Below are 22,225 nucleotides of genomic sequence, written 5' to 3'. Positions count from 1 at the left end.
CCGCGGCGGGAGCGGGCCGGGTCGGGGGCTGTCAGCCCGGTGTGTTCCTCAGCCCGCCGAGGCGTTCTTGACCCAGCAGACCTCCCACTGGTGGCCGTCGGGGTCCTCGAAGACGCGCTGGTAGAAGAAGTCCGCGTCCCACGGTGCGGAGTACTCCCGGCCACCCGCCTCGACGGCGCGGTCCACCATGCGTTCGACCTCGTCGCGGGTGTCGACGAAGATGCCGAACACGGCTTCGGTGTCGGTTGCGGTGTCGACGGCGTGCTTCTTGGTGACGACCTCGAACGAGGACGGGATGTGCAGGAGCACCTGGGCATCACCGATGAGCATCGTGGCGAAGTTGTCGTTGGTGAAGGCGGGGTCGAAGTCGAGCCCGATCGCGGTGAAGAAGTCCTTGGCGCGGTTGAGGTCCGCGACCCGCAGGATGGTGAAGAAGCGGTGTTCCACTGTTCCTCCCGGAAGGTCAGGCCGCGCCCCAGCGGGACACGAAGTCCCTGTCGAACCCGTGGGCCGCGTGGTAGAAGTAGTCGGCGGCGGACAGGTGCGGTGCCTTGCCGCGGTTGCGTTCGGCCTGTCGCAGGATCTGCTCGCCGATGGACGTGTTGATGTCCAGCCGGGGGAACGCGTCGTTGATCACCGCGGCTTCCTCGTCGGTGATGTGGTCGGCGTTGTGGCCGAAGTCGAGTCCGGTGCCGACGTGGGTGAGGTCGCAGACGACGCCGCGGCGGGTGACGATGCCGGGGCTGGTGTGCAGGGCGATCGCGTCCCACACGGTGTCGACCACCTCGGCGGCGATCCCGTGCCCGGTCAGGAATTCCGCGGCCAGGTCGGCACCCGCGACCTCGAAGCGGTCCGGTCGGGCCTCGCCCTCCTCGGAGAGCCCGAGGTCGTGCAGCACGGTCGCGTAGAACAGCGTGTCGTCGTCGTAGTCGACGCCACGGCGCAGCCCGCGCAGGTCAGCGTGCTTGGTGGCGAAGAAGTAGCTGCGCAGGCTGTGGTGTGCGACGGACCGCTCCTCGGCGGCGAGCACGTAGTCGACGGCCGCCTGGCGCAGCGGCGAGGAGAGCAGGTCGGGTTGTGACAACCCGGGCGCGGAAGTGGTCATGCACCAACCATGGCCGCCGCGGGCACGGCCAACCACTGGCAAGAATGCCAATTTGGGATACATTATTGCCATGGTCGGTCATCGCGTCTCGGTTCTCGCCCTCGACGGGGTGCTCTCGTTCGAGCTGGGCATGCCGTTCATGACCATGGGCACCCTCGGCGACCGCTACGCGCTGTCGGTGGTGACACCGACGCGGCAGGGCGTCACCACCGACAGCGGCCTGCGGCTCTCCGCCGCGGGCGCGCTGACCGAACTGGCGGCGGCGGACACCGTCATCGTCCCCGGCTACGCGTTCGACCGCGGCATCCCGGAAAGCGTCGCCGAGGCCCTCCGCGCCTGCCACGACCGCTCGGCCCGCGTGGTGTCGCTCTGCGTCGGCGCGTTCGCACTCGCGCAGTCCGGTCTCCTCGCAGGGCGGAGGGCGACCACCCACTGGAGCCAGGCGGACCGACTCGCGCGGGAGCACCCGGACGTCACCGTGGACCGCGGGGTGCTCTACGTCGATGAAGAGACAGTGCTGACCGCGGCGGGCACGGCCGCGGGCATCGACCTCTGCCTGCACCTGATCCGCAAGGACCACGGGGCGACCGTCGCCAACCAGGCCGCGCGCAACGTGGTCGCCGCACCCCACCGCGAAGGCGGCCAGGCGCAGTTCATCGAGCACCACCTCCCCGCGGCGGCGGGCACGTCCCTCGCCGCGACCCGCGCCTGGGCGCTGGAACACCTCGGTGAGCCGCTCCTGCTCCGCGAACTCGCCGCCCACGCGCACCTGTCCCAGCGCACGTTCATCCGCCGCTTCGTCGCGGAAACCGGCCTGCCGCCGATGAAGTGGCTCCAACTGGCCCGGATCGACCACGCCAAGCAGTTGCTCGAACACAACGGCGCCACCATCGACGAGGTGGCCCGCAGGAGCGGCTTCGGCACGGCCCAGAACCTCCGCACCCACTTCGCCCAGCACTGCGGGCTGACCCCGTCCGCCTACCGGAACGTGTACGCCCGCGAACCGGCCCAGGACCAGCAGACCTCGGACCCGGGTTCCGACCACGGCGAACCGATCCCGCTCGGGTGACCGGCTCGGCTCCCGACGCGGGGGCGTGCGGGAGCCGAGCGGGGTCGATCAGCGGTCCAGCTTGCCGGACTTGACGAGGGCCGACAGGCGGGACAGGTCGACGGCGAGCACGGGGCCGACCGGATTCTTGCTGTCCCGAACGGCGGCCAGATCCTGCCGCACCTGAACACAGTTGCCGCCGGACCCGCTGAAGCTCGACTTGCGCCACTGCATGGTCACGCCTCCTCCAGGATCGATCGGAGCTCGGTTCGACCTTCGCCAGTGGGAAGGTGCTGCGGTCCGGCATGGCCTAGACCGCACTTCCATGGCTACTCCAACCCGCATCCTTCTGCGCTGGGCCGTTCGGGTTCACATCACGCTCGATCCGCGAAACCGGGACAAGATCGCGACGGAAGCGCACAGGGGGTGGACATGCTCATCGCACGGGTGCCGGTGTTGCCGGGTCACGCACAGGTGGCCATCGGGGACCACGCCTCGGATCCGGATGCCTGGCCGGAGTGGACGGATGACGAGATCGCTCGCGGTGCCGCCGCGTCGGCGAGCATGGTCTACGTCGGTTTGGGTGATCGGTCGGACTTCATCACCGTTGACATCCGCGACGGTGAGCCAGGAGTGGGCGACACCGTCATCTTCGAGGGGTGCTGCACCTCGGTGCACTCACGGTTACCGCACCCGGCACGTCGTCGTCCACCTTCCCGAGTACGCCGACCCGGACATGCCGGACGGGGCGTGGATGAACATCTGAGCCGGTGACCGGCTCGGCTCCCGACGCGGGGGCGTGCGGGAGCCGAGCGGGGGTTGGTCAGCGGTCCAGCTTGCCGGACTTGACGACGGCCGACAGACGGGACAGGTCGACGGCGAGCACGGGGCCGACCGGATTCTTGCTGTCCCGGACAGCGGCCAAGTCCTGCCGCACCTGCACGCAGTTGCCATCGGCACTGAAACTCGATTTGCGCCACTCCATGGTCACGCCTCCTTCAGGATCGATCGAAGCATAGTCTGACTTTCGGCAGTGGAAAGGGCGCTCTGCTCCAGCTTGATCAGCACTTTGGCATAGGGCTCTGCCTGGTCGTCGTGCAGGTAGACCCCACCCTCGGCCACCTCGATGTTCACCACGGGCGTGGTGGTGGGGAACGTCATGTAGAGCCACGAGTGGCTGATCAAGCCGAGCGGCAGGTGTTCCGGCACAACCCGGACGGAGATTCCCCGGTCGCGGGCGTCCAAGAGGTGGCTGAGTTGCCTTCGGTGGGTTACAGCACCCCCGAACGGTGTCCGCAGCGCCGTCTCGCTGATGTAGGCGCCGTACTCCACCGTGCCGAGGATCTGCTGTCGCCTGCGTCTGGCCAGCCACCGCAACTCCGCGACTTCCCGTGACCAGCCCAAAGAAAGGATCAGCGCCATGGCGTAGTCCTCGATCTGGAGCAGGCCCGGCACCAGCGTCACCGCCCAGTCGGTGAGGCTGTCGGCATCGACGGCGTAGCTGGCCAGCGTGCCGACTTCGGCGGGGACGCCGGGCAGGGGGCGGTCCCACCACCCGGAGGCGTTCTCGGCTCTGGCTTCGGCGATGATGTCCCTGCGCTCATCGGCGGGGATGCCGTAGACGGTGAGCATCATCGCCACCTCCTCGGTGTCGATGACGCGCTTGCCGTTCTCGATCCTCGACATGGTCGCCAGGCCCCAGCCCAGGAGCTTGGCGGCGGCTTCGAGGCTCAAGTCCGTGCGCTCCTTGCGGATCGCGCGCAGGCGGGCGCCGATGATGCGGTCTCTGGGCCTCGGGGGTTGTCGCTTGCCCGACATGGTGTTGCCTTTCCACCCCTGGAAGGACGGATACCTTCCTGAAAGTGGAATCTACCTCACTCTGCGTGCCCGCCAGCGGCGCGACACTCCCACCGCCACGGGTTAGGCCACTTGCCCCGCTGTCCAGCGGAGTGGGGCCACCGGTGTCACCATCGTGTATATGAGCTACCCGGAGAGCGATCCCGAGCGGACCAGGGCCTTCCCGCCGCAGGAGCAGTACGTCGCACCCCGGCAGCAGCCGCCTCCCGGCCAGTACGGGCCGCCGGACGAGGAGGTCGTGCACGAGCGGGTGAGGGATACCCACGCCCAGCGGTGGCGCACGATTCGGATGATCACCTCGGCGGTCACCTTCATCACCGGGTTGTTCGCGGTGGTGCTGGTCGCGCAGATCATCCTGACGCTCGCCGAAGCCAACCCCTCCAACGGGTTCGCCGGGTTCATCAGCGACTTCTCCGGGGCCGTCTCGCTCGGGTTCGACGGGCTGTTCACGCCGGGCTCGGCGAAGCTGGCCACCCTGCTCGACTACGGGCTGGCCGCGATCGTGTGGCTGCTGATCGGTGCGGCGATCAACTTCCTGATCCGCCGGTTCGCCTCGCCGGGGCCGCAGCGCGAGGTCCGCTACCGCCGCAGCGTCGAATAAGCCCCGAACGACCACGGACCGGCCGCCCGAGCACTCGGGCGGCCGGTCCGTCTCGTCAGACCTCCAGGACGGCGAACGTGTCGGCGGGCAGGACCACCGTGTCCACCCCGACCTGCACGCCCTCGGCGGCCAGCAGGGTCGACACCGCCGCCACCGGCAGCGACACCTCCGCCCCGGACAGGTTCACCGCCACCCGCAGGCCGCCCCGGTGCAGCAGCAGCCAGCCGTCCCCGGCCTCGACCACGAAACGGTCCAGGCGGGGGTCGCTCAGCTCCGGGCGGGCCTTGCGCAGGGCGATGAGCGCCCGGTAGGTCTCGTACACGCCCCGGTGGGCCGGGTCGGCCAGTTCCGCCCAGTTGAGGGTGGAGGCGCGGACCGTGTCGGGGTCCATCGGGTCCGGGACCTCCGACTCGCCCCAGCCGTGCTCGGCGAACTCGCGGCGGCGGCCGGTGCGGACCGCCTCGGCCAGTTCCTCGTCCGGGAACGAGGCGAAGAAGCGCCACGGGGTGGTCGCCGCCCACTCCTCGCCCATGAACAGCATCGGCGTGTACGGCGAGCAGAACAGGATCGCCGCCCCGCACAGCACCCGCTCCGGCGACACCGTGGCGGTGAGGCGGTCGCCGGTGGCGCGGTTGCCGATCTGGTCGTGGTTCTGCAGGTAGGCCAGGAAGCGGTGGCCGGAGGCGGTGCGGGTGTCCAGCGGCCTGCCGTGCGAGCGCTTGCGGAACGACGACCACGTGTCGACGTGGTAGAACGCCCGGCGCAGCGTCGTCGCCAACGCGCCCGGGGTGCCGAAATCGGTGTAGTAGCCGCCCGTCTCGCCGGTCAGGGCGACGTGCAGGACGTGGTGCAGGTCGTCGCACCACTGGGCGGTCAGGCCGTAGCCGCCCGACTCGCGCGGGGTGGTGTGGCGGGGGTCGTTGAGGTCGGACTCGGCGATGAGCGACAGCGGCCTGCCCAGGGCGGCGGACAGGGCGTCCACTTCGGACGAGAGCTGTTCCAGCAGGTGCGTGGCCCTGGTGTCGCGCAGGGCGTGCACGGCGTCGAGGCGCAGGCCGTCGACGTGGAAGTCGCGGAACCAGCCCAGGGCGTTGTCGATGACGTAGCGGCGGACCTCGTCGGAGTCCGGGCCGTCGAGGTTGAGCGTGGGGCCCCAGATCGTGCTGCCCGCGAAGTACGGGGCGAACTTGTCCAGGTACGCCCCCGACGGGCCCAGGTGGTTGTAGACCACGTCCAGCACCACGCCCAGCCCGCGCCGGTGGCAGGCGTCGACGAACTGCTTGAACGCCGTCGGGCCGCCGTAAGGCTGGTGGACCGCGCCCCACAGCACACCGTCGTAGCCCCAGCCCTCGGTGCCGTCGAAGGCGTTGACCGGCAGCACCTCCACCAGGTCGACGCCCAGCTCCACCAGGTGGTCCAGCCGCTCGATGGCGGCGTTGAAGGTGCCCTCCTCGGTGAAGGTGCCGATGTGCAACTCGTAGAGCACCGACCCGGCCAGCGCGCGGCCGGTCCAGCCCGCGTCGGTCCAGTCGAACGTGCGGTGCTCGTAGCGCCGCGACGGGCCGTGCACGCCCTCGGGCTGCCACAGCGAACGCGGGTCCGGGTAGCTCTGCTCCTGGTCGTCGAGCAGGAACGCGTAGTCGGTGCCCGCCCCGGTGCCGGGGACCTCGACGTGCCACCAGCCCGCGTCGTCCCTGGTCATCTCGTGGAGCTGGGCGCCGGTGGCGAGGCGGACCCGGTCGCGCTCGGGGGCCCAGACGGAGAAGTGCTCGGGGTTCACGCCTGTCCTCCCACCAGCAGGGCCACGGGGTAGTCCGACAGCAGGTCGGCGAGCCCGCCGTCGCTGCGGCGACCGGTCAGCGCGTCGGTCCACCCGCCGTCCGGCAGGTCGAGCCGGGTCTCACCCCACGCCGGGGCGTGGACGGGCAGGCGGGTGGCGACGGCGATCAGGCCGGTGCGCTCGAAGGCGACGACGTGCTCGGCGGCGGTGCCCGTGGCGGTCACCGGGCGGTAGCCGGTGAACAGCTCGGGGCGGTCGCGGCGCAGCCGCAGCACGGTGCGCACCAGGTGCAGCTTGGCCGCGCCGGTGTCGTCGACCGGCGGGAGCCAGCCGCCGTCGAGGCGGGCCAGCAGCGCGCGCCGCTCGGCGAAGTCCACGTCGCGGCGGTTGTCCGGGTCGACCAGGGACAGGTCCCACAGCTCGGTGCCCTGGTAGACGTCCGGGATGCCCGGCCCGGCGAGCTGCAAGAGCTTCTGGCCCAGCGCGTTCGACCAGCCGTGCGGGGTGATCTTCTCGGCGAAGGCGCGCACCTCAGCGGACAGCTCCGGGTCGGCGAGCACGGCGGCGGACCAAGCCTGCACGGCCGCCTCGAACTCCTCGTCGTGGTCGACCCAGGTGGTGCGGACCTTGGCCTCCTTGGCGGCCTTGTCCAGGTACGCCGAGAGCCGCTCCGGGCCGATCGGCCACGCGCCGAGCAGGGTCTGCCAGGCGAGCAGGTTCAGCGTGGGCTCGTCGATGCCCAGCTTCCCCGTCCAGCGGCGCACGGCGGCGGCGAACTCCTCGGGCAGCTCGGCCAGCACGGCCAGGCGGGCGCGCACGTCCTCCGACCGCTTGGTGTCGTGGGTGGACAGGGCGGTCATCGCCTCCGGCCACCGCGCCTCGCGCTCGGCCTGCGCGGCGTGGAACTCCGCGACCGGCACGCCGAAGTGGTCCGGGCTGCCGCCGACCTCGTTGAGGCCGACGAACCGGGAGTAGCGGTAGAACGCGGTGTCCTCGGTGCCCTTGGCCACCACCATGCCGGAGGTCTGCTGCACCCGGGTGGCCAGCTCGCCGGTCGGGTCGGCGCGCACCTGGGTGTCCAGGGCGGCCACCGCCTCGGCCAGCTCCGGCCACGCCGTGCGCACCCGCTCGACCGCGGCGGCCCAGTTCGCCTCGCCCTCCGGCAGGTACGAGCGGTACACCGGGAAGGCCACCATCAGCTCGGCCACCGCGCGCCGGGCGTCCATCGGGTCGACCCCGGTCACCAGGTCGGCGATGCGGCGCACCTCGGCGGCCAGCGACGTGGTGGTGATGAGCTGCCTGCACTCCTCGCGCAGCAGCTCGAAGTCGGTCGGCACGCCCAGGGAGCGGGCCAGCTCGGTGAACGGCGCCTCGGCGGCCGGGTCGACGAACACCCCGCACACCTCGCGCAGCGCGTCGTAGCCGGTGGTGCCCGCGACCGGCCACGAGTCCGACAGCTTCTCGCCCGGCTCCAGGATCTTCTCCAGCACGATCCAGCAGCCCGCCCGCTCGGCCAGCCGCTTGGCGTACCCGCCGGGGTCGGCGAGGCCGTCCGGGTGGTCCACCCGCAGGCCCTGCACGTCGCCCTCGGCGACCCAGCGCAGCACCTCGGCGTGCGTGGCGTCGAACACCTCCGGCTTCTCCACGCGCACCCCGGCCAGGGTGGTGACGTCGAAGAACCGGCGGTAGTTCAGCTCCGCCCCAGCCCGGCGCCAGTCCACCAGGCGGTAGTGCTGCCGCTCGTGCACCTCGCGGGCGTCGTCCCCCTCGGTGCCGGGGGCGATCGGGAACTCGTGCTCGTAGTAGGTGAGCTTGCCGTCCTCGACCGCCAGCTCGGTGATGTCGTCATCGGAGCCGAGGACCGGCAGCAGCACCGGGAACGACTCGATGTCGAAGTACCCCGCGTACGCCGAGTCCGGGCCGTGCTCCAGCACGTCCCACCACCAGGCGTTCTGCGACGGCACCTCCACGGCCATGTGGTTGGGCACGATGTCGACCACCAGGTCCAGGCCCAGCTCGCGCAGCCGGGCGACCAGCGCGCGGCGGCCGTCCTCGCCGCCCAGCTCCGGGTTGGCCCTGGTCGGGTCGACGACGTCGTAGCCGTGCGTCGACCCGGCGGTGGGGGTCAGGATCGGCGAGGAGTACAGCGCGCCGACCCCGAGGTCGGCCAGGTAGTCGGCGATGGCGGCGGCGTCGGGGAAACCGAACGCCGGGCGCATCTGGACGCGGTAGGTCGACCTCGGGGCCACCTTCTACTCCGTTCCGGTGCGGCGCAGCACGATCAGCGAGCGGGACGTCAGGGAGAGCTTGGTGTCCTTGGTGATCACCCTCGGCTCCGGCGCGGACACCTCGCCGGTGGCGGTGTCGAGCACCACCTCCCACTCGGCGCCGTAGTCGCCGTCGGGCACGGTGACGTCGATGTCCTCGTGGTGGGCGTTGAAGCACATCAGGAACGAGTCGTCGGTGACCCGCTCGCCGCGCTGGTCCAGGTCGGGGATGCCGTCGCCGTTGAGGAAGGTGACGATGCAGCGGCCGAAGCCCGAACCCCAGTCCTCGTCGGACATCTCGTCGCCGGTGGGGGTGAACCAGGCGATATCGCGCAGCTCGTCGCCGCGCCGGATCGGCCTGCCCGCGAAGAAGCGCCTGCGCCGGAACACCGGGTGCTTGGCGCGCAGGGCGATCACCCCGGCGGTGAAGTCGACCAGGTCGGCGTTGGTCTCCGCCAGCGACCAGTCCACCCAGGACAGTTCGCTGTCCTGGCAGTAGCCGTTGTTGTTGCCCTGCTGGGTGCGGGCCATCTCGTCACCGTGCAGCAGCATCGGCACGCCCTGGGACAGGAACAGGGTGGCGATGAGGTTGCGCCGCTGCCTGGCCCGCAGGTCGTTGACCTCGGGGTCGTCGGTCGGGCCCTCGACGCCGCAGTTCCAGGAGCGGTTGTCGTCGGCGCCGTCGCGGCCGTCCTCGCCGTTGGCCTCGTTGTGCTTCTCGTTGTAGGAGACCAGGTCGTTGAGGGTGAAGCCGTCGTGCGCGGTGACGAAGTTGATCGAGGCGAACGGCTTGCGGCCGTCCTCCTGGTAGAGGTCCGAGGAGCCGGTGATGCGCGAGGCGAACTCGCCCAGGGTCGCGGGCTCACCGCGCCAGAAGTCGCGGGCGGTGTCGCGGTACTTGCCGTTCCACTCCGTCCACAGCGGCGGGAAGTTGCCCACCTGGTACCCGCCGGGGCCGACGTCCCACGGCTCGGCGATCAGCTTCACCTGGGAGATCACCGGGTCCTGCTGCACGATGTCGAAGAACGCCGAGAGCCGGTCGACGTCGTAGAACTCCCTGGCCAGGGTCGCGGCGAGGTCGAACCGGAACCCGTCGACGTGCATCTCGGTGATCCAGTACCGCAGCGAGTCCATGATCAACTGGAGGGTGTGCGGGTTGCGCACGTTCAGCGAGTTGCCGGTGCCGGTGTAGTCCATGTAGTACCGCTGGTCGTCCTCGACCAGGCGGTAGTAGGCGTCGTTGTCGATGCCGCGCATGGACAGCGTCGGACCCAGGTGGTTGCCCTCGGCGGTGTGGTTGTAGACCACGTCGAGGATGACCTCGATGTTCGCGTCGTGCAGGGTGCGCACCATCGACTTGAACTCGGCCACGTGCGCGCCCTGCTCGGTCGAGGTCGCGTAACCGGAGTGCGGGGCGAAGAAGCCGATCGTGTTGTAGCCCCAGTAGTTGCGCAGCCCCTTCTCCTGGAGGCCGTGGTCGTGCAGGAACTCGTGCACGGGCATCAGCTCGATGGCGGTCACGCCGAGCTTCTTCAGGTGCTCGATCACCGCCGGGTGCGCCAAGCCCGCGTAGGTGCCGCGCATCTCCTCGGGCACGTCCGGGTGGCGCATGGTCAGGCCGCGCACGTGCGCCTCGTAGATGACGCTCTCGTTGTACGGGGTCTTCGGCGGGCGGTCGTTGGCCCAGTCGAAGAACGGGTTGATCACCACCGACTTGGCGGTGTGCTTGGCCGAGTCCTCGTCGTTGCGCTGCTCGGGGTCGCCGAACTGGTAGCCGAAGACCGACTGGTCCCAGTCGACCTCGCCGTCGACGGCCTTGGCGTACGGGTCGATCAGCAGCTTGTTCGGGTTGCAGCGCAGGCCGCGCTCCGGGTCGTGCGGTCCGGTGACCCGGTAGCCGTACTTCTGCCCCGGCAGCACACCGGGCAGGTAGGCGTGCCAGACGAAGCCGTCGACCTCGGGCAGCCGCACCCGGTGCTCGGTGCCGTCGTAGTCGAACAGGCACAGGTCGACGCGGGTCGCCACCTCCGAGAAGAGGGCGAAGTTCGTGCCCGCGCCGTCGTAGGTGGCGCCGAGCGGGTAAGGGGTTCCAGGCCAGGGGCGCACACAGTCTCCTCGGTCATGCCCAGGCCGGACTCCGGCCGAGAGGGCTGTCGTCATCACCATATGGGGCGGGGAAGCCTCCCCGCCGGATGGCGTGGCGGGGTCGGCGGGGAGTGATGGTCGTCGGAACAGTCGTCGGTCAGTCGTCGATCGTCACAGGCGTCGGTCAGTCGTCGGATCAGTCGTGGCCCCGGCCGCTCCCGCTCACCTCGACCGGGTGGTCCACCTTGGTCGCGCCCCTGGGGCGCTCCTGCACGGCGGACGCGGGGGTGGTCGACGATCCCCGGCCGCGCGCCGGGGTGGGGGGCCGCACGACCGCGGTGGCGCCCCCGGTGCGCGTCGCCGTGGTCGGCGACGGACCGAACGGCACCGGCGCGACGGCGACCGGGGCCTCCTGCGAGCGGGCCTGCTGGCGCGGGGCGCCGGGCAGGGTCGCGGTCACCGCGGCCAGCCCGCCGAACAGCAGCGCCCCGGTGAACAGGGCGGCGCGCAGCACGGTCGTCGGGCGCTTGTCCGCCGCGACCAGGGGAATCCGCACGGTGGTGGCCCGGGGCGCAGGCACCTGCCGGGTCGGGGCGACCGCGGGGCGGCGGGCCAGCGGGCCGCGCAGCGCGCAGTGCGCCAGCCTGCGCGCCACCTCGGCCATGTCCGGGCGGTCGGCGGGCTCGCGCAGCGTCATCGCCGCCAGCGTGTCCGCCCACACCCGGGGCAGCCACTTCGGGATGCGCGGCGAGCGCGACAGCCGGGCGATGGCGGCCTCGATGTCGGACCCGGTGAACTCCGGCTCCCCGGTCAGGCACTCCAGCAGCACCAGGCCCAGGGAGTACACGTCGCCCGCCGGGCCGGTCTCGGCGCCGCGCACCTGCTCGGGGGCGAGGTAGGCGGCGGTGCCCACGCAGTGCCCGGCCGAGGTCAGCCGCTCGGTGCCCATGGCCCTGGCGATGCCGAAGTCGGCCAGGAAGCAGGTGCCGTCGTGGTCGATGAGGATGTTCGACGGCTTGAGGTCGCGGTGGACGATGTCGCGCGAGTGCACGTAGGCCAGGGTGTCGGCCAGCCGCATCCCGAACCGGGCCACCGAGTCGGCGGGGAGCACGCCCCGGTCCAGGTGCCCGCGCAGGGTGGACCCGTCCACGAGCTGCATGACCAGGTAGGGGCGGGAGTCGTCGGCGCCGATGTCGTAGAGGCGGACCAAGCCGGGGTGCGACAGGCCCGCGAGCAGCCTGGCCTCGGTCTCCAGCCGGGCGATGGTGGCGCCGTCGGCCTTGGGGTGGAACAACTTCACCGCCACCGGGCGGCTGAGCCGCAGGTCGACCGCCCGGTAGACGTCGGCCATGCCCCCCGTGCCCAGCAGGTCGCCGAGGCGGTACCGGCCGTCGAGCGGTGTCCCCGTCGTGCCCATCCCACCTCCACCTCGCCGCCGACTCCGAAGATACCCGGCAACCCCCGCGGGCAAACCGCAGGCGGCCCCGGCGAGCCGTGCCCGATCGGACGCATGGATCACACCTTCCGGGGGTACCAGGGCGTACAACGGGGGTTGCGGTCGCCGGAACCCCGGTTCGACGAAACGCGAGGAGGCGTTATGTCCCTGGAAGACGACGACATCCGCAGTGGACACATCGGTGAGCACGGTCCCGCCGACAGCGGTGCGGGCACGGCCGACCACGGTGCCTCCGGTACCCCGGGCGGTCACGACGGCGGCGCCGACGGCGGTGCTGACGGCGGAGCCGACGGTGGCGCGGACAGCGGAGCCGGTACGGCCGACCACGGCGCCTCGGGCACCCCGGGCGGCCACGACGGCGGCGCGGACGGCGGGGCCGATGGTGGCGCGGACGGTGGTGCTGACAGCGGAGCGGCCGGGCAGGCCGACCACGGCGCCTCCGGTGCTCCGGGTGGTCACGACGGCGGCGCTGACGGTGGAGCCGACGGCGGAGCGGGCCACGGCCCGGCCGATGGCGGCGCGGGCACGGCCGACCACGGCGCGTCCGGCACCCCGGGCGGCCACGACGGCGGCGCTGACGGTGGAGCCGATGGTGGCGCGGACGGCGGTGCCGACGGCGGCGCGGGCCTGTAGACGATGACCCCGATCCCCACCGCCGCGCGGGCGGCGACGGCGGACCGACCGGCCCTGCGCCGGTGCGTGGCCGCCGAGCCGGACGCGTTCGCCGCCGAGCACTGGGGCCGCGCCCCGCTGCTGAGCCCGGCGGGCACGCTGCCCAAGGCGTTCGAGGACCTGTTGACCCTCGGCGACGTCGACGAGCTGCTGTCCCGGCGCGGCCTGCGCACACCGTTCCTGCGGGTCGCCAAGAACGGTTCGGTGCTGTCGTCGGCGCAGTTCACCGCGCCCGGTGGGGTCGGGGCCGAGATCGGCGACCAGGTGTCCGACGACAAGGTGGCGCGCGTGTTCGACCAGGGCGCCACCCTGGTGTTGCAGGGCCTGCACCGGCTCTGGCCGCCGGTGATCGACTTCGCCGCCCAGCTCGGGGTCGACCTCGGCCACCCGGTCCAGGTGAACGCCTACATCACCCCGGCGTCCTCGCAGGGCTTCTCCGCGCACTACGACGTGCACGACGTGTTCGTGCTCCAGGTGGCGGGCGAGAAGCGCTGGCTGGTGCACGAACCGGTGCACGTCGACCCGCTGCGCGACCAGCCCTGGGACCAGCACTCGGCCGCCGTCGCCGCCCGCGCCCAGGAGGAACCGCTGATCGACGAGGTGCTGCGCCCCGGCGACGCCCTCTACCTGCCGCGCGGCTACCTGCACTCGGCGCGCGCCCTGGGCGGCGTGTCCGCGCACCTGACCGTGGGCATCCACGTGCTGACCCGGTTCGCCCTGGTCGAGGCCCTGCTCAAGCTGGCGGGCCGGGACGGGGACCTGCGCGGGTCGCTGCCACTGGGGATCGACGCGGCCGACCCGGACGCGCTGGCCCCGCACCTGGCGGAGACCGTCGAAGCACTCGCCAGGGTGGTGCGGTCCAGCACACCGGGTGACGTGGCCGAGCTGCTGCGCGACCGCGCGTGGTCGGGCAACCGCCCGGCGCCGCTGGCCCCGCTCGCCCAGGTCGCGGCGGCCCAGTCGGTGGCCGAGGGCAGTCGCGTGGTGCTCCGCGCGGGCCTGCGCTCCCGGCTCACCCCGGCCGGGGACCGCGTGCTGCTCGACGTGCCGGGTGACCGGCTGTCGCTGCCCGCCTACACCGCCCCGGCCCTGCAGGCCCTGCTCACCGGCGCCTCGGTGGCGGTGGGCGACCTGCCCGGACTGGACGTCGCCGACCAGACCACGCTCGTGCGGAGGCTGCTCCGCGAGGGCGTCCTGGTCCCCGCGTGACGGCGGAGCGCTGCGCCGCCGCCTGCGTGCGCCGGGGCGACCCGATGACCGCGACCGCTCCCCCGGTGCTGCGCTGGCTGCTGGTCGAGCAGCCCAAGGCGTGGGGCCCGGACCCGTGGCGCGACTGCGACCTGCCCGCCCCGGTGATCGCCGGGCTGGCGGAGCGGGCGGCGGCGGTGGGCGCCCGGGTGCTGCTGATCCGCAAACCCGGCAGGCACACCGACGCCCCGCTGCGCTGGGCCTACGTCGACTCGGTGCGCGAGCTGACCTGGTGGTCGACCTTCACCGACCCGCACGACCTGCTCACCGCGCCCTGGCCCAGCGGCACGCCCACGGCCGAACCGGCGTACCTGGTCTGCGCGCACGGCCGCCACGACACCTGCTGCGCCCTGCGCGGTCGCCCGGTCGCCGCCGCGCTGGCCGCCACCCGGCCCGAGGCCACCTGGGAGTGCTCGCACGTCGGCGGCGACCGCTTCGCCGCGAACCTGGTCGCGCTGCCGCACGGCTTCTACTTCGGGCAGGTGGGTGTGGACGCGGTGACCGGGCTGGCGGACCGGTTCGAGGCGGGCAGGCTCACCGTGCCGCTGCTGCGCGGGCGCAGCACGGTCACCGCCCCGGTGCAGGCGGCCCAGCGGATCGCCAGGGAGCGCACCGGTGAGGACGCCGTGCACGCCTACGCCCCGGTGTCGGTGACCCCGCTCGGGCGCGACCGCTGGTCGGTCGCCCTGGACGGCTTACCGGAGCCGATCCGGCTGCGCGCCACCTTCACGACGTCGGACAGCCCGCTCACCTGCTCCGCCACGGCGAACTCGCGGATGCGCAGCTTCATCGAAGACACCGAGGACACCGAAGACACCGAGGACTGAGCACGCCCGGGGTCAGGCGGCGTCGGCCCGGTCGGCGAGCTTGCGGGCCAGGGCGTGCGCGCGCCGGGTCTGCTTGCGGGCCATGACCCGGAACACCACCAGGTGGATCGGGTACACCGCACGCCAGTACGCCCAGCCGAGCAGCCCCTTCGACCGCAGCGCGCCCACCTGCCACAGCCGGGGCTCGGCGCCGCCCTCGATCCGGTAGCCCAGCCACGCCTCGCCGCAGAACCACTTGTCGGTGTAGAGCACGATGTGGTGGTCGCCGCAGTCGGCGACGGTCCACCAGTCGACGGTCGCGCCGACCTCCACGGTGTCCGGGCGGTGCAGGGTCAACTCCTCGCCGAAGACCTTGCCCAGCCAGATGCGCAGCACCCAGGCCCACGCCCAGCCGTACCAGTGCAGGTCGCCGCCGCAGCGCGACAGGTCGAGCCGGGCGCCCCTGACCTCACCCCGGTCCATGTCCACGCTGGTGCTGAGGTTGAACACGCCGTCGACGACCCCGTTGTCGAAGTCGAACACCTCGTGCGCCACCCGGTCGCGCTGGTCGTCCAGTGCGCGGGTGATCGCCTCGGCCATCGGCACCCGCTCGACGTCGAAGGGGCTGTCGGCCTGGGTGACCACCACGTCGTTGCGCAGGCTGTCGATCAGCGAACCGCTGACCGCCCGGTCCACCGGGGTCACCGCGTGCACCCAGTACGACGACAGCCGGGGCGACAGCAGCGGCACGCGCACGATCCGCCGCCGCCGCAGGCCGCGCACCCTGGCGTAGAGCTGCATCAGGTCCTCGTAGGTCAGCACGTCCGGCCCGCCGACCTCGTGCACCCCCGGCGGCACCCGGTCCTCGTCGGCCGCCTGGCGCAGGCAGGCCAGCAGGTCGGACTCGGCGATCGGCTGCACCCGGGTCCGCACCCAGCGCGGGCACACCATGAACGGCAACCGCTCGGTCAGGTAGCGCAACAGCTCGAAGGAGATGCTGCCCGACCCGATGACCACGGCCGCCCGCAGCTCCACCACCGGAACCCCGGTCTCGGCCAGCAGTTGCCCGACCTCCTGCCGCGACTCCAGGTGCTCGGACAGCCCCTCGTCGCCCAGGCCGCCGAGGTAGACGATCCGCCGCACCCCGGCCGCCGCGGCGGCGTCGGCGAAGGAACGGGCCATCGCCCGGTCCCGGTCGGCGAAGTCGGCGCCACCGGCCATCGCGTGCACCAGGTAGTAGGCGGTCCGCACCCCGTCGAGGACACCGGTCAGCGCGGCGGTGTCGGCCACGTCCACCGCCGAGGACCGCACGCTGCCGCCGTTGGGCAGCGAGTCCAGGTGCCTGCCCAGCGCCAGCACCGACTCCCCCGCGGCGTCGAGCGCGGCGACCAACCGCTGCCCGACGTACCCGCTCGCCCCCGCGACCGCGATCGTCATGTCAGCCGCAGGTGCCGGGTGAAGGTGCGCACGGACCCGAACGCGGAGTGCCACCCGGCCGTGCCCGCGCCCCGGGACCGGGCCAACCGGTCCTGCCAGGCCGCGTGCCCCACCGCCACCCTGATCGCGGTGTGGCTGGAGCGCTCGCGCAGCGCGGCGGCCATCAGCGGCACCAGCTCCGCGCGGATCGCGTCGTCGTCGAGGTCGGGGGAATCGACCAGGTGCGGGTTGCGGCCGAACAGGTCGACCGTCATGGCGCAGGCCAGTTCGCGGTCGCGGACGCAGCAGTCGAAGGCGCGGAACACGAAGTTCAACAACCGGTCGTGCTGCTCGCCCCACACGACGCCCGCCACGTGCGGCCCGAAGGTCGCCATGCAGGTTCCCCCAAACGGTCGGATCAGGACCCCCGACGGTAGTCCCGGGACCGGGCGCCCACCACTCGACGGGGCCGCCGCCCGACCGGTCTCCCGGGCGCTGATCGCTACCGTGGACCGATGAGCGGACACGTGCTGATGATCACCACCTGGGACGACGTCGAGGCGGCGACCCGGCTCGCGGAATCGTTGGTGGGAGCGCGCCTCGCCGCGTGCGCGCAGGTGGTGGGGCCCGTGCGCAGTGTTTACCGGTGGGAGGGGGCGGTGACCTCGTCCACCGAGTGGCAGCTCCACGTCAAGACCACCGGGGAGCGGGTCGCGGAGGTGACCGAGCACATCGTCGCCCAGCACGGGTACGACGTGCCGGAAGTCATAGCCGTTCCCATCACCGGTGGCCACCGCGCCTACCTCGACTGGGTGACGGCCGAGACCGGCTGACCCCGGGCTCAGGGGGCGGTGGTGACGCCGCGGTTCACCAGTTCCTCGCAGCTGCGGACGACCACCAGTGCCGCCCGGCGGGCCCGGGAGTCCCGGCGAGGGTCCTCGGCGTGGGCCCGCCAGCGCAGGACGGCGGTGTGGGCGTCGTCGGAGACGGCGAGGCGGGCGGCGGGGGTGGTGCCCTGGGCGCCGAGGAGGTAGCGGGCTTCGGCGACCTCCTCGCCCAGGGAGACGCGGCCGGTGTCGAGGTCGGCGAGGAGGCGCAGTTCGCGCAACTCGTGTGCGCCGACGAGGACGCGTTCCACCTCGGCGGCCAGGGCGGGGGCGCGGGGTTCCCGGCGCAGCACCGCCTCCAGGCCGAGCAGGGCGGTGCGGGCGCGCAGCACCGGGGAGCGCTCGGCGAAGCGGGTGCCGATGGCGGTGCGCAGTTCGGCGATCCCGCTGGCGCGCACCAGTTCCGCCGCCAGTGCGGCGCCGGTCAGGCCGCGCCGCGCCTGGGTGGCGGCGAGGCGGACGCCGAAGAGGCCGAGGCGGGCCAGCAGGGCGGGACCCTCCGCGGGGAAGGCGGCGGCGAACCGGTCCGCCGACAGCAGCACCGGGTCCAGTTCCGCCCTGGGCACCCGGCCCAGCGCCGCCAGCGCGGACGCCTCGGTCGGGGTCAGCAGGGACGCGCCCAGGGCCAACGACCCCGCCACGGCCAACACGTCCTGGCACAGGCCGCCCAGTTCGGCCGAGCGCGCCCGGCGCCGCGCCACCTGCCGGGCGGACACCAGGGCGTCGACCCGGCCACCACCCAGTTCGTCCGCGCGGGAGAGGACGACCAGCGTCGACACGGCGGCGGCGGGGCGCAGGGGGCGGGTGTCGGCGGCCGGGTGCGGCAGCAGGTGCACGACCGCGTCGGTGTCGGGTTCGGGGGCGTCCACCAGCTCCACGTCGCCGGGCCAGTCCACGGTGAGGCGGTCGGTGCCCGGGGGGACGGGTTCGCCGACCACGGCGTTGAGCAGGGTCGTGCGGCCCGAGCGCGGGGGGCCGGTGATGGTGACCCGCAGCGGTCCGGTGAGCCGGGCCATCGCGGTGCCCAGGAATGCCTCCGCGCGCGGGCTGTCGCGGTAGTGCGGCAGCGCCCGTTCCAGCAGCGACCACGCCGCCTCGGCGAGGTTCACGCGCTCAGCGCCGGGGCGGGCCGCTGGGCGCGGATCTCCTCGACCCGCCTGCGCAGGGCCAGGAGCTGCTCCAGCCCGCGCCGCACCTCCGCCGCGCGGGAGGCGCGGCGGGCGGCCTCGGTGTCCAGGTCGAGCTTGATCGCCCTGGCCGACTGGGTGGCCTCGCCGCGCAACTGCTGGGCGACGGCGGCGAACCGGTCGCGCAGGGCGCGGTGGATCACCCGGGTGGCGTCCTTGGTCTCCTTGCCGTAGGAGAGGAAGAAGTCGTCCACGTGGCGCTGGGCGGTGGTCTTGGCGATGGCCTGCCTGCGCTTGAGCCGGGCCCCGCGCTCCTCGAAGACGCTGCGCGCGCCGAAGGCCACCCCGGCGCCGACGGAGAACGGGTTGATCAGCGGCAGCCCGGCCAGCGAGGTCGCCAGGCCGGACATCAGCAGGCCGCTGTAGGACCCGCGCAGGCCGACGAACAGCTTCTGCGGGGTGCTGAACTTCTCGATGTTCGGCGTCCGCAAGGCGCCCACGTGGTTCTCCGAGACCTCGCGCAGCAGGTCGGAAGACCACGCGGACCCGGACGCGGCGCCACCCACCCGGCTGTGCCTGGCGATGCGGGCGGCGGTCCACTCGAACCGCTCCAGCAGCCAGTCGGAGTGCACCTCGGCGACCGCGGTCAGGTTCTCCCGCATCCACTCCTCGAACTCCGGCCACACCTTCGCCGGGTCGGCGACCTCGAAGTAGTCGTCGACCTCGCGCAGGATGCGCCGGGTGCGGTCGCGCAGGTCGTAGTCCATGTCGGCCATCAGGTCGGCCACGTCGTCGGCGAGCCGGGTCTGCCAGCGGGCGGCCTCGCGCGCCAGCTCCTCCACCCGGCGGCCCGCGGCGTGCCAGGCGGCGGTGGCGGCCGGGTCGGCACCGGGCTGACCGGCGTCGAACTCCGCGCGCAGCGGCACGATCAACTGGTCCAGCGCCAGGCCGCTGGTCGCCGCCGCGGCGGCCGCGGCCACCCGGCTCGGGTCGGCCAGGATCTCCCGGCGCAGGCAGTCGATCAGCTCGGCGAAGCCGGACTCGGCGTTGAGCCGCTTGTCCCCGGCCTTGGCCGCGGCCAGCCGCAGCACCGACGACACCGGCAGCAGCGGCGCGGCGATGCCCGCCTCGGCCAGCAGCCTGCGGTCGACCTCGGCCACCCGCCGCCAGGCGGGCACGATGTCGATCTTCGTCAGGGCCACCAGCACGGTCGGGCACAGCCTGCTCACCTGGGCGAGCAGGTCGATCTCCAGCGCGGACAGCTCGCCGGTGGCGTCGGAGACCAGCAGCACCGCGTCCGCCTCGGCCAGCACCGCCATCGCGCGCGCGGTGCGCGGGCAGCCCGGGTCGCCGATGCCGGGCGAGTCGACCAGCACCAAGCCCTGGCCCAGCAGGGTGCGCGGCAGGCCGATCTCGGCGCGCAGCACGTCGTCGCGGACCAGGGCGAGCTTGTTGGCCCGGGCGGTGGCGGTCTCCACCGGGCCCGCGTCGGCCGGGTCGGCGGCGCCGCCGATGGCCGGGCGCTCGTCGGTCACCACGGTGGCGGTGGGCCGCTCGGCGTGCCGCACGACGGCGGGCACGGCGGTGGTCCGGTCGTCGCCGACCGCGCAGACCGGGGCGTTGAGGAGGGCGTTGACGAGCTGGCTCTTGCCCTGCCCCGGGGTGCCCACGACGGCGACCCGGCGGCCCGGATCCAACAGTCGCATTCGACGGTCCAGCAACCGATTCACCAGATCAGGGCGTCGACCCGCCGCGCACGCACGGACAGTGTCGTCAAGAAGCGCGAGCCACGGTGGAACTGTCACCTATAAGAGTGTGCCGTAACTTATCTGTGACAGAAACAGGGCGGGGTCCACCACTCGGATGGACCCCGCCCAGTTCAGTAATTCATTCACGTTCCCGGCTCCCGGTTGCCCGGGAGCGCCGGATCAGTGACCCAGGTGCAGACCGTCGGTCAGGCCGCCCACCTCGGGCAGCGCGTCCTCGACACCGTGCACCAGGTCGCCCAGCGGGCTGGCGTCCACGACGCCGCCCAGGGTCTCCGGCAGGTGCGCCAGGTCCGGCAGCGGGTTGACGACCGGCAGGTCCGGCACGTCGACGGGGAGGTCGGTGGGCAGGTCGACCGGCAGGTGCGACAGGTCCGTCGGCAGCTCGGTCGGCAGGTCCGACAGCTCCGGCAGCGCCGGGACGGCGGGCAGCCCGGCGGGCAGGTCCGACAGCTCCGGCAGGGCCGGGAGGGTGCCCAGGCCGTCCAGGGCGTCCAGGCCGTCGGTCAGCGGGGCGGTGCCGGTGGACAGCGCGTCCGAGACCGGGGCGGTGGCGCCGGTGAGGAAGCCGCCGAGGCCCGCCGGGGCCGCGCCGGAGGCCAGGTCGACGGTCTCGCCGACGAGCCTGCCGCCCGCGGAGACGAAGTCGGCCACGGTGCCCGCGGACAGGTCGCCGCCGCGCAGGGTCTCCGCGTCGAGCAGGTTGCCCGGGTCCACCAGGTCGGCCGGCTCCGGGGTGGACACCCCGTGCACGCCGACGCTCAGGTCGGACAGGTCCACCTCGCCCAGCGGGGTGTCCAGCTCGGCGCCGAGGGCCAGGTCACCGGCGGCGTAGTCGAGGCCGCCCTCGACCCCCAGCACACCCGCGTCCAGGTCGGTGCCCGCCGCGAGGGCGTCGCCACCGGTCTGCACGCCCGCCCAGACGGCCTCGGTCTCCAGGCCCGCGTCGGCCTGGAGGCCGCCGTGGTCCAGACCCAGCGCCGCACCCGCGGACAGGTCGTCGGTCTCCACGCCCGCGCTGGTGTAGACGCCGTCGCGGCTCGCGTCGAGCGAGGCACCCGCGGACAGCGCGTCGGTCTCCGCGCCCGCCGTGGCGTGCACGCCCTCGGTGGAGGCGTCGAGCGCGGCACCGGCCGTCAGCACGTCGGTCTCCACGCCCGCGACCGCCTGCGTGCCGTCCTCGGTGAGGGCGTCCAGGGCGACGCCCGCCTCCAGCTCGTCGGTGTCGAGCACCGCACCCGCGGCCACACCGTCGGTGGTGTCCAGCTTGGTCTCGTAGGCGGCGAGGTCGGTCTCGCCGTGGGTGCCCGCCTGGACGCCCTCGAAGCCCGCGGCGAACGCGCTGCCGCTGGCGAGGTGGTCGGACTCGACCGCGAGGTGGCCCCTGGCGCCCTCGGTCGAGGCGGCGAAGGCACCGTGCGCGGTGGCCTGCTCGGTGGTCACGTCGACGTACCCGGCGGCGGTGCCGTCGGTGCCCGCGGCGACGCCCGCCTGGCCCTGCGCGTACTCGGACTCGAACACGGTGTCGAGCGCGGCACCGTCGGAGCCCGCGGCCAGCCAGGTGGTGGCCCCGCCCTGCTCGGTGTCGACGTCGAACTTGCCGTCGAAGCCCTCGTCGGAGTGGACGCCGGTCGCGGTGGCGGTGGCGACGTCGGTGTCGACCTGGCCCGCGAACGCGGCCCCGCCCACCTCGGCCACGGCCTGGAGCTGGGCGATGGCGTCGTCGCCGTCGGTCGGGATGGCGAGCTCGATGCCCTGGCCGTCGCCGACCGGCGCGTAGTCGACGACCAGCGGGATGACGTCCTGCACGTCCTGCGCGGTCACGTCGCCGAGGCCCGCGTCGCCCAGCGCGGCGGCCGGGTTCGCGGCGAACGCGGACCGAGCGGCGTCGTCGGTCAGCAGGTTCAGCACGAAGTCGTGCAGGGTCTGGTCCTGGGCAGACAAGAAACGATCTCCTCTATACGCAAAGAAAGCTTGGTGTGCCCGAGGTCGGGGGCATCGACCCCGGGCTGACGACAACAACGCTAGGGATCGGGGGGTCCCCTGCCATCGGGGAACACACCCTGTTGCGCCCCCTACCCGAAAGAGCGACAACATTTCACCT

21 protein-coding genes are annotated in these 22,225 nt (G+C 72.9%); 7 read left to right on the top strand and 14 right to left on the bottom strand.

Going from position 1 to position 22,225, the window contains the following annotated elements:
* Window positions 1–48: 48 nt before the first annotated feature.
* Both L6E12_RS00905 and L6E12_RS00900 read right to left on the bottom strand, forming a co-directional pair.
* The gene (locus L6E12_RS00905) at window positions 49–447 is read right to left on the bottom strand and encodes a VOC family protein (RefSeq protein ID WP_236225927.1); all 399 of its coding nucleotides are present in this window, start codon (window positions 445–447) and stop codon (window positions 49–51) included.
* 16 nt (window positions 448–463) lie between these two features.
* Entirely contained in the window at window positions 464–1,105 is a 642-nt protein-coding gene (locus L6E12_RS00900; RefSeq protein ID WP_236225926.1) for an HD domain-containing protein, read from the bottom strand.
* Between the two features lie 70 nt (window positions 1,106–1,175).
* Here L6E12_RS00900 and L6E12_RS00895 point away from each other — a divergent pair, with 70 nt between their 5' ends.
* Window positions 1,176–2,174: a GlxA family transcriptional regulator gene (locus L6E12_RS00895; protein WP_236225925.1), complete on the top strand. Its 999-nt coding sequence runs from the start codon at window positions 1,176–1,178 to the stop codon at window positions 2,172–2,174.
* 48 nt (window positions 2,175–2,222) lie between these two features.
* On the opposite strand, the gene L6E12_RS00890 is transcribed toward L6E12_RS00895, so the two are convergent.
* The gene (locus L6E12_RS00890; protein ID WP_236225960.1) at window positions 2,223–2,387 is read right to left on the bottom strand and encodes a DUF397 domain-containing protein; all 165 of its coding nucleotides are present in this window, start codon (window positions 2,385–2,387) and stop codon (window positions 2,223–2,225) included.
* 192 nt (window positions 2,388–2,579) lie between these two features.
* Between L6E12_RS00890 and L6E12_RS00885 the strand changes: the two genes are divergently transcribed.
* A complete protein-coding gene (locus tag L6E12_RS00885) occupies window positions 2,580–2,927 on the top strand; it encodes a hypothetical protein (RefSeq protein ID WP_236225924.1) in 348 nt (115 codons plus the stop codon).
* Window positions 2,928–2,976: 49 nt separating this feature from the next.
* Here L6E12_RS00885 and L6E12_RS00880 read toward each other — a convergent pair whose 3' ends face one another.
* Both L6E12_RS00880 and L6E12_RS00875 read right to left on the bottom strand, forming a co-directional pair.
* Window positions 2,977–3,138, bottom strand: a complete 162-nt coding sequence (locus L6E12_RS00880; RefSeq protein ID WP_236225959.1) for a DUF397 domain-containing protein — start codon at window positions 3,136–3,138, stop codon at window positions 2,977–2,979.
* A gap of 2 nt (window positions 3,139–3,140) precedes the next feature.
* Window positions 3,141–3,971, bottom strand: a complete 831-nt coding sequence (locus L6E12_RS00875; RefSeq protein ID WP_236225923.1) for a helix-turn-helix transcriptional regulator — start codon at window positions 3,969–3,971, stop codon at window positions 3,141–3,143.
* A gap of 160 nt (window positions 3,972–4,131) precedes the next feature.
* Here L6E12_RS00875 and L6E12_RS00870 point away from each other — a divergent pair, with 160 nt between their 5' ends.
* Complete coding sequence (locus L6E12_RS00870) at window positions 4,132–4,611, top strand: hypothetical protein (protein WP_236225922.1); 480 nt, start codon at window positions 4,132–4,134, stop codon at window positions 4,609–4,611.
* Window positions 4,612–4,666: 55 nt separating this feature from the next.
* Here L6E12_RS00870 and treZ read toward each other — a convergent pair whose 3' ends face one another.
* From treZ to L6E12_RS00850, 4 genes are all read right to left on the bottom strand, one after another.
* The gene (treZ, locus tag L6E12_RS00865; protein WP_236225921.1) at window positions 4,667–6,391 is read right to left on the bottom strand and encodes a malto-oligosyltrehalose trehalohydrolase; all 1,725 of its coding nucleotides are present in this window, start codon (window positions 6,389–6,391) and stop codon (window positions 4,667–4,669) included.
* Window positions 6,388–8,640 (bottom strand): malto-oligosyltrehalose synthase, encoded by a 2,253-nt coding sequence (treY, locus tag L6E12_RS00860; RefSeq protein ID WP_308073933.1) that lies wholly within the window; start codon window positions 8,638–8,640, stop codon window positions 6,388–6,390. The genes treZ and treY overlap by 4 nt, the downstream gene beginning before the upstream one ends.
* Window positions 8,641–8,643: 3 nt before the next feature.
* Window positions 8,644–10,764, bottom strand: a complete 2,121-nt coding sequence (gene glgX, locus L6E12_RS00855) for a glycogen debranching protein GlgX (protein ID WP_236225920.1) — start codon at window positions 10,762–10,764, stop codon at window positions 8,644–8,646.
* Window positions 10,765–10,939: 175 nt separating this feature from the next.
* Entirely contained in the window at window positions 10,940–12,160 is a 1,221-nt protein-coding gene (locus tag L6E12_RS00850) for a serine/threonine-protein kinase (RefSeq protein WP_236225919.1), read from the bottom strand.
* Between the two features lie 180 nt (window positions 12,161–12,340).
* On the opposite strand from L6E12_RS00850, the gene L6E12_RS00845 reads away from it, so the two are divergent.
* From L6E12_RS00845 to L6E12_RS00835, 3 genes are read left to right on the top strand one after another with little or no spacing between them, the layout of a single operon-like run.
* Window positions 12,341–12,832, top strand: a complete 492-nt coding sequence (locus L6E12_RS00845) for a hypothetical protein (RefSeq protein ID WP_236225918.1) — start codon at window positions 12,341–12,343, stop codon at window positions 12,830–12,832.
* A gap of 3 nt (window positions 12,833–12,835) precedes the next feature.
* A complete protein-coding gene (locus L6E12_RS00840) occupies window positions 12,836–14,080 on the top strand; it encodes a cupin domain-containing protein (RefSeq protein ID WP_236225917.1) in 1,245 nt (414 codons plus the stop codon).
* Window positions 14,077–14,946 carry a sucrase ferredoxin gene (locus L6E12_RS00835; protein WP_236225916.1) on the top strand — a complete coding sequence of 290 codons (870 nt, stop codon included), beginning with the start codon at window positions 14,077–14,079 and terminating at the stop codon, window positions 14,944–14,946. The genes L6E12_RS00840 and L6E12_RS00835 overlap by 4 nt, the downstream gene beginning before the upstream one ends.
* 12 nt (window positions 14,947–14,958) lie before the next feature.
* On the opposite strand, the gene L6E12_RS34980 is transcribed toward L6E12_RS00835, so the two are convergent.
* Both L6E12_RS34980 and L6E12_RS00815 read right to left on the bottom strand, forming a co-directional pair.
* The gene (locus L6E12_RS34980) at window positions 14,959–16,362 is read right to left on the bottom strand and encodes a DUF2867 domain-containing protein (RefSeq protein WP_304523839.1); all 1,404 of its coding nucleotides are present in this window, start codon (window positions 16,360–16,362) and stop codon (window positions 14,959–14,961) included.
* Complete coding sequence (locus L6E12_RS00815) at window positions 16,359–16,736, bottom strand: hypothetical protein (protein WP_236225915.1); 378 nt, start codon at window positions 16,734–16,736, stop codon at window positions 16,359–16,361. Before L6E12_RS00815 ends, L6E12_RS34980 begins: the two co-directional genes overlap by 4 nt.
* A gap of 120 nt (window positions 16,737–16,856) precedes the next feature.
* On the opposite strand from L6E12_RS00815, the gene cutA reads away from it, so the two are divergent.
* Complete coding sequence (gene cutA, locus L6E12_RS00810; RefSeq protein WP_236225914.1) at window positions 16,857–17,174, top strand: divalent-cation tolerance protein CutA; 318 nt, start codon at window positions 16,857–16,859, stop codon at window positions 17,172–17,174.
* Between the two features lie 8 nt (window positions 17,175–17,182).
* On the opposite strand, the gene L6E12_RS00805 is transcribed toward cutA, so the two are convergent.
* The 3 genes from L6E12_RS00805 to L6E12_RS00795 form a co-directional block, all read right to left on the bottom strand.
* Window positions 17,183–18,337, bottom strand: a complete 1,155-nt coding sequence (locus L6E12_RS00805; protein ID WP_236225913.1) for a hypothetical protein — start codon at window positions 18,335–18,337, stop codon at window positions 17,183–17,185.
* Complete coding sequence (locus tag L6E12_RS00800; protein ID WP_240012172.1) at window positions 18,334–20,061, bottom strand: dynamin family protein; 1,728 nt, start codon at window positions 20,059–20,061, stop codon at window positions 18,334–18,336. Before L6E12_RS00800 ends, L6E12_RS00805 begins: the two co-directional genes overlap by 4 nt.
* A gap of 222 nt (window positions 20,062–20,283) precedes the next feature.
* Entirely contained in the window at window positions 20,284–22,065 is a 1,782-nt protein-coding gene (locus L6E12_RS00795; protein WP_236225911.1) for an IniB N-terminal domain-containing protein, read from the bottom strand.
* Window positions 22,066–22,225 lie beyond the last annotated feature (160 nt).

Origin of the sequence: Actinokineospora sp. PR83 (assembly GCF_021056305.1) — a bacterium.
GTDB classification, from domain to species: domain Bacteria; phylum Actinomycetota; class Actinomycetes; order Mycobacteriales; family Pseudonocardiaceae; genus Actinokineospora; species Actinokineospora spheciospongiae.
Note: the sequence above shows the minus strand (reverse complement) of the source record. Positions and strands in the feature narration are given on the sequence as shown.

Bases quoted from the DNA above. Each gene is read 5' to 3' on its own strand.
- L6E12_RS00900 (WP_236225926.1), bottom strand. From the start codon at position 1,105: ATGACCACTTCCGCGCCCGGGTTGTCACAACCCGACCTGCTCTCCTCG.
- L6E12_RS00895 (WP_236225925.1), top strand. From the start codon at position 1,176: ATGGTCGGTCATCGCGTCTCGGTTCTCGCCCTCGACGGGGTGCTCTCG.
- L6E12_RS00890 (WP_236225960.1), bottom strand. From the start codon at position 2,387: ATGCAGTGGCGCAAGTCGAGCTTCAGCGGGTCCGGCGGCAACTGTGTT.
- L6E12_RS00880 (WP_236225959.1), bottom strand. From the start codon at position 3,138: ATGGAGTGGCGCAAATCGAGTTTCAGTGCCGATGGCAACTGCGTGCAG.
- L6E12_RS00875 (WP_236225923.1), bottom strand. From the start codon at position 3,971: ATGTCGGGCAAGCGACAACCCCCGAGGCCCAGAGACCGCATCATCGGC.
- L6E12_RS00870 (WP_236225922.1), top strand. From the start codon at position 4,132: ATGAGCTACCCGGAGAGCGATCCCGAGCGGACCAGGGCCTTCCCGCCG.
- L6E12_RS00850 (WP_236225919.1), bottom strand. From the start codon at position 12,160: ATGGGCACGACGGGGACACCGCTCGACGGCCGGTACCGCCTCGGCGAC.
- L6E12_RS00845 (WP_236225918.1), top strand. From the start codon at position 12,341: ATGTCCCTGGAAGACGACGACATCCGCAGTGGACACATCGGTGAGCAC.
- L6E12_RS00840 (WP_236225917.1), top strand. From the start codon at position 12,836: ATGACCCCGATCCCCACCGCCGCGCGGGCGGCGACGGCGGACCGACCG.
- L6E12_RS34980 (WP_304523839.1), bottom strand. From the start codon at position 16,362: ATGACGATCGCGGTCGCGGGGGCGAGCGGGTACGTCGGGCAGCGGTTG.
- L6E12_RS00815 (WP_236225915.1), bottom strand. From the start codon at position 16,736: ATGGCGACCTTCGGGCCGCACGTGGCGGGCGTCGTGTGGGGCGAGCAG.
- cutA (WP_236225914.1), top strand. From the start codon at position 16,857: ATGAGCGGACACGTGCTGATGATCACCACCTGGGACGACGTCGAGGCG.
- L6E12_RS00800 (WP_240012172.1), bottom strand. From the start codon at position 20,061: ATGCGACTGTTGGATCCGGGCCGCCGGGTCGCCGTCGTGGGCACCCCG.